Source organism: Komagataeibacter ossonobensis, from assembly GCF_057359305.1.
Genome location: NZ_JBXAYQ010000089.1, coordinates 1 through 4,577, shown reverse-complemented (window position 1 = coordinate 4,577; position 4,577 = coordinate 1). Strand labels below are relative to the sequence as shown.

Annotated in this window: 7 protein-coding genes; 1 reads left to right on the top strand and 6 read right to left on the bottom strand. The window is 51.2% G+C overall.

The features are described 5' to 3' along the window. Positions 1-706: 706 nt before the first annotated feature. Entirely contained in the window at positions 707-1,129 is a 423-nt protein-coding gene (locus AC1RQ9_RS18560) for a hypothetical protein (protein ID WP_019092503.1), read from the top strand. Positions 1,130-1,178: 49 nt separating this feature from the next. Here AC1RQ9_RS18560 and AC1RQ9_RS18555 read toward each other — a convergent pair whose 3' ends face one another. The 6 genes from AC1RQ9_RS18555 to AC1RQ9_RS18530 all read right to left on the bottom strand — a co-directional run bounded on the left by AC1RQ9_RS18555 (position 1,179) and on the right by AC1RQ9_RS18530 (position 3,899). Next, entirely contained in the window at positions 1,179-1,565 is a 387-nt protein-coding gene (locus AC1RQ9_RS18555) for a type II toxin-antitoxin system VapC family toxin (protein ID WP_019092504.1), read from the bottom strand. After that, positions 1,562-1,807: a type II toxin-antitoxin system Phd/YefM family antitoxin gene (locus AC1RQ9_RS18550; RefSeq protein ID WP_019092505.1), complete on the bottom strand. Its 246-nt coding sequence runs from the start codon at positions 1,805-1,807 to the stop codon at positions 1,562-1,564. The genes AC1RQ9_RS18555 and AC1RQ9_RS18550 overlap by 4 nt, the downstream gene beginning before the upstream one ends. A 738-nt stretch (positions 1,808-2,545) precedes the next feature. Beyond that, positions 2,546-2,941, bottom strand: coding sequence for a type II toxin-antitoxin system death-on-curing family toxin (locus AC1RQ9_RS18545; RefSeq protein WP_019092507.1), 396 nt, complete (start codon positions 2,939-2,941; stop codon positions 2,546-2,548). Beyond that, positions 2,938-3,225, bottom strand: coding sequence for an AbrB/MazE/SpoVT family DNA-binding domain-containing protein (locus tag AC1RQ9_RS18540; RefSeq protein WP_019092508.1), 288 nt, complete (start codon positions 3,223-3,225; stop codon positions 2,938-2,940). Before AC1RQ9_RS18540 ends, AC1RQ9_RS18545 begins: the two co-directional genes overlap by 4 nt. Positions 3,226-3,265: 40 nt before the next feature. Beyond that, the gene (locus tag AC1RQ9_RS18535) at positions 3,266-3,673 is read right to left on the bottom strand and encodes a DUF2442 domain-containing protein (protein WP_026019903.1); all 408 of its coding nucleotides are present in this window, start codon (positions 3,671-3,673) and stop codon (positions 3,266-3,268) included. Then, complete coding sequence (locus AC1RQ9_RS18530; RefSeq protein ID WP_040133518.1) at positions 3,663-3,899, bottom strand: DUF4160 domain-containing protein; 237 nt, start codon at positions 3,897-3,899, stop codon at positions 3,663-3,665. Before AC1RQ9_RS18530 ends, AC1RQ9_RS18535 begins: the two co-directional genes overlap by 11 nt. Positions 3,900-4,577 lie beyond the last annotated feature (678 nt).

The following is a 4,577-nucleotide window of genomic DNA, read 5'->3' as shown; positions in this document are numbered from 1 at the left end:
AATGAGCACATGTCACTGTTCCTCTTTGGGAGAACCATTCTGCGGCACATGCTGCTGTGCCAGATCTGAAATATCAAAAGCACCTATACCACTCTCTCAAACATCTCCCATCTGAGAAAAACCGAAACGGCCAGACCGTCCCAAAATACATCCACACAACCGTTTTCAAGATCACCGTTCACAGTTCTGTCCTGCGGGTGTTTCTGGGTCTTCACCTTTTCCTCATTCCATATTTTTTCGTCACATGTGGTGGTTTTCTGGTGGTTTCTTGGTTGTTTTTTGGTGGCATCTCCCTTCAGGAAAATATGTGGTGATTTTTTGGTGTTTTTCTGGTGTTTTTTTATCCCTTCTCTCATATGGAATGTGGTGGTTTTTTGGTTGCAAACTGGTGTTTTTCTGGTTGTTTTTTGGTGGTTTTCGCTTTTTGCGGGTTTACTCGCTCACGCTCGCTAAGAGAGGACGCTGTTTTCTGCATAAATGGGTGTGGGAAAGGTCTTTTTTCTGCTCTGTTCTGACGGATTTTGCTCCTTAATCTGGCTATACACATAACGCAGTTCTCCGAACTGCGTAACTCATTGAAAACAAAATACTTTGTGCAGCCTATACATTTTATGTGTCGGACGCGCGTCCGACATTTAATTGATTTTTTGGCTGTTTTCTGTAACTATATGTCCGACAAAATGATGTACATTGAACTGGAGCCGTTATGCGCGAGCGTAAATACACGGTGAGATTTACCGAAGACGAAGCAGAGTGGCTCCAGGAGGTTGCTCTTGATGGCAACGTGTCTGGCTATATTCGGGACGCTGTTTTGAGACAGTCCAAAAGTGACCGCAAACTGGTCAACATGAACGATCAGCTGGTGTATCTCGGTCAAAATATGAGGGTGGTGACTGATCTGCTGAATGACCTTGACCGTAAGGTTTCTGGCAAACCCACAATGCCGGAAACAACCAGCTCTGAGGAGGATGGTGGCATCCCAGACGAGCTGATGGGTATAGTGCTGGAAATCCTACTACTGACACGCGCGAATTCAGATAGGCAGGATATCCGTATGGCACAGGGATCGGTTGAATATGCCGGATTGCCAGTGTGGGAAGGCAAGAAGCGCTCCCTAAAAACCGGATAATCTGAACTTCATCTCAACACATAAGGGGCGCGGCGCGTACGAATATCGTTCAAACAGCTTCGATAGGACCCGGATAAGCCTGCACGAGAGGATCATGGGTCAGCAGAAGCAGCCCTTCCACCATCGCCTGAGCCACAAGAATGCGATCAAAAGGATCCCGATGCACATCTGGCAGTTGTCCTACTGCCAGAGCATGCTGGCTGGTGATCGGTAACTCCTCATAGCCATTTTCGATCAGGCCGCGCCGCAACAGATAGGGATCAACCTGGAAGTCTGCACGTACCAGTCCCACCTTGATGGTGACTTCCCATAAACTGGCAGCACTGAAAACCAGAATATTATTCTGATCGTCAATCAGGGTTCTCGCACGCTCTGACAGTTTGTCAGGCTCTCCTGCGGCCCAGAGAAGCAGATGGGTATCCAGAAGCAGCTTCATGCCGAGCCATCGAACAGAGAAATGATGTCCTCCTGTCCCATGCGATCAAAATCCTCTGGCACCCGGATTTTTCCCGTCAAAAAACCCAGACGCCGTTGCTGTTGTTCTTCAGGAGCCGTAATCGGGCTGACCCGCACCATCGGCCGACCGGCTTTGGCAATGATGAAGCTTTCCCCTTTCATGGCCGCATCGATCAACCGGGACAAATGGGTCTTGGCTTCATGAATGTTGACTGTGCGCATAAGAGAAGCCTCCTCATCTTCTACAACAAGACTTAGTCATATGAGTCTAGTCTATCAAGGACTAAGTCTTCTCTCTTCAGAAAATCTGATGGCGCATTTGATGACAATATTCCGACTGGCGATACCGTGATACGTCACGTAAACGCGAAAACAATGGAGAGTGATGAATATCGACAGTTCTGGCGACAGCGTGGCTGCGATACTAAGCGGAAGCGGCATAGCCCGCCGAAGGCATCTGGCGGGAAGGTACGTAAATCGCCCCTCATTCTATTTTCTGAAGTTCTTATCGTGGAAAAAGAAGCAAAATCCCTGTCTGGTAAACCATCAAATCCACATAGCGACACAATGGATGAACTTCTTGCCGTCTCGGATTATTCCAAGCCTCAACCTTTAGACGAACGAGAGTGGATTGACGCTCCTGCTATAGGGCGGGAACTGGTTTAAGTATTTCTTTCTGAGAAAATGATCTACCAACGAACAAACCCCGCCAGAAAGACGGGGTTTGTCTCGACCCTTTAGCACTCTCTCAGAAAGGTAAAGGACATCCTGCTTAGGATCTCTTTCATCACAGTGCAAAGCTAAAAAAGGCCAGACGCTTCAGGTTTGCGCTGTGATCGGGACCAAGGAAAAACCAGCATTTCCGTATAGGTTTTCATGATGAACCGATACCCGTTGTAGCCGTTCATCCAACGTCGATTCCTGCGAGTAACCTCGTTATTATTGTGTTTCTGGTCGCAGTTATACCCTGTCGGATACGACATTGGCGGCCAGGAACGCCGCATAGCCCAGTTCGTCCATCTGACCTGCTGCCAGTGCAAGGACGGCATTCGCCGCATCTTCCTGAGTTGCAGTAAAACGATAGCCGTTCAGTTCCAGAAACAGCACACCGAGCACAAAGCCCGTACGCTTGTTTCCATCGATGAAGGGATGGTTTTTTACGATACCCGCCGTATAGACGGCCGCAAGAAATACTGGATCCAGCGGATCCGCATAGGCCGCATGCTGCTGTGGCCGGGCAAGAGCAGATTTCAGAAGACCTGCGTCACGCACTCCGGAAGCGCCGCCATGCGCCGCTAACAGCCGGTCATGCAGGATCAGGGCATCCCGTTCGTCTATCCAGACGAAGTCTGTCATTGGGCCAGAACATGCAGCGTATCACGGTAACGCCGCATAATATCCTCAGCCTTCGCCATTTTTGTTTCGAAGTCGGGATCATAGGGCACGAGCCGATATCCGCCGTCTGGTGCTTCGGTCAGATACAGGGGCGCGCCGTCCTGGGTGTTCAGCCGTGAGATCACTTCCTTGGGCAGTACTACCCCGAGTGAGTTTCCGAATTTTCGCACTTTCAGTTCGACCATGACAGCCCCCTTTATGTTATTATTATTGTAATAACTTTTTGCGGTTTCAGCAACCACCATGCTCACCGGCCTGTCTGCTCATAGTGGTAAGCAGTCTTTCTTACGCGACGTTCCTTGGCCGACCGCCTTTAGCACCATTCCGGCGTGCTGCCGCTGCCTTTTCCTGGCTGGCGGACGATCCGCCCACGCGTCCCATCTGTGCTGCCATCCAGCTTCGGGAACCGTAGATACCGTGGATCAGACCTTCGACCAGAACATCGGCGTCGAGACGGGGCCAGTGAAGGCCATTACCCAGCGGAGTGATCTCGATATCGGCCAGATCATTCAGGGAAGCGTCCTGCAAATCTTGTATCAGACTCACAGGCACGCTCATCTCAACACCGTTGGAGAGCGTGACGTGAAGAGCGCGGCGAGCACGGATAAACCGTGCGGAGACCGCATGAGGAATTGTCGCTCTATGAAGCGCGTCTGCTTCACGAGCGGCCTGATAGTTCATGTCATTCGCCATGTATCTTCTCCCATGCTTCAGCCAACATCTCAGCGTGGTCCTGCACGATGACAAGGGCTTCCTGTATGACCTTATCTTTCATGCCACCTGCTCGTATCAGTCGGGCTTTCCTGCCAATTTCAATCACCGCTTCTCCATCCGCGCTTATGACGTGAACGTGCATTGGCACATGATCTGCCGTGTAAATCACGACACGAAATCCATTGATGCGTAGAAGCGTCGGCATAATGCATCATATCCCTAACGCTTGGGTTTTTCAATCAGAACTATCCCACTGAAAGTCAGGAGGAGGATATCTGGACGGTCAGACAGAAATGGACAGCCCATCAATTCCTGATAAAGCCAGCAGAGCGCCATGGGAGGCCGCACAAAGCGCAATTCCCGTTATTGCCAACCCAACTAGCCGCCACACACAATAACGCCTGTACGGCCATCCTGTGGCGTCTGGTGGGCATGCTGCGACACGTGAGCTGCTGAATGATCGCCTGAATACCGGTGCGTCTTGAGCAGATTACGGTCTTGCCCGGTTCTTCTGGTGTTGCAGGCGTTGGGCGAGCGCGGAGCGGGAGCCCCGTAGGGCGCCGAAGGCGCCGACGCGGGAGAGGAGGGTGCTGGTGGAGAGACGATGCGGGAATGCATCGTCAGATTATGATTTTGCGCCGTAGGCATGTCCGTTTAGCGCAGCCCTGGAAGGGCGAGCAGGGGGATGCCGGGTGGGAGATCGCGCGAAGCGCGATCGGGGCGGCCGTAGGCCGCGAGCCGGCGGGGGCGTAGCCCCCAAGAGGCGGTGCCTTTTTTGTTAAGAATTTTGTTAAAATATATAGTGTAAGAGAGTTAAGCACTAAAAAACCTATGAAAAAACGATTGATAACAGTCTGTTACGGTTATGGGTGGTGGGTGAAAC

What these genes read in the sequence shown, in the direction of transcription:
- AC1RQ9_RS18560 (WP_019092503.1), top strand. Translation starts at nt 707, where the DNA reads ATGCGCGAGCGTAAATACACGGTGAGATTTACCGAAGACGAAGCAGAG.
- AC1RQ9_RS18555 (WP_019092504.1), bottom strand. Translation starts at nt 1,565, where the DNA reads ATGAAGCTGCTTCTGGATACCCATCTGCTTCTCTGGGCCGCAGGAGAG.
- AC1RQ9_RS18550 (WP_019092505.1), bottom strand. Translation starts at nt 1,807, where the DNA reads ATGCGCACAGTCAACATTCATGAAGCCAAGACCCATTTGTCCCGGTTG.
- AC1RQ9_RS18545 (WP_019092507.1), bottom strand. Translation starts at nt 2,941, where the DNA reads ATGACAGACTTCGTCTGGATAGACGAACGGGATGCCCTGATCCTGCAT.
- AC1RQ9_RS18540 (WP_019092508.1), bottom strand. Translation starts at nt 3,225, where the DNA reads ATGGTGGTTGCTGAAACCGCAAAAAGTTATTACAATAATAATAACATA.
- AC1RQ9_RS18535 (WP_026019903.1), bottom strand. Translation starts at nt 3,673, where the DNA reads ATGGCGAATGACATGAACTATCAGGCCGCTCGTGAAGCAGACGCGCTT.
- AC1RQ9_RS18530 (WP_040133518.1), bottom strand. Translation starts at nt 3,899, where the DNA reads ATGCCGACGCTTCTACGCATCAATGGATTTCGTGTCGTGATTTACACG.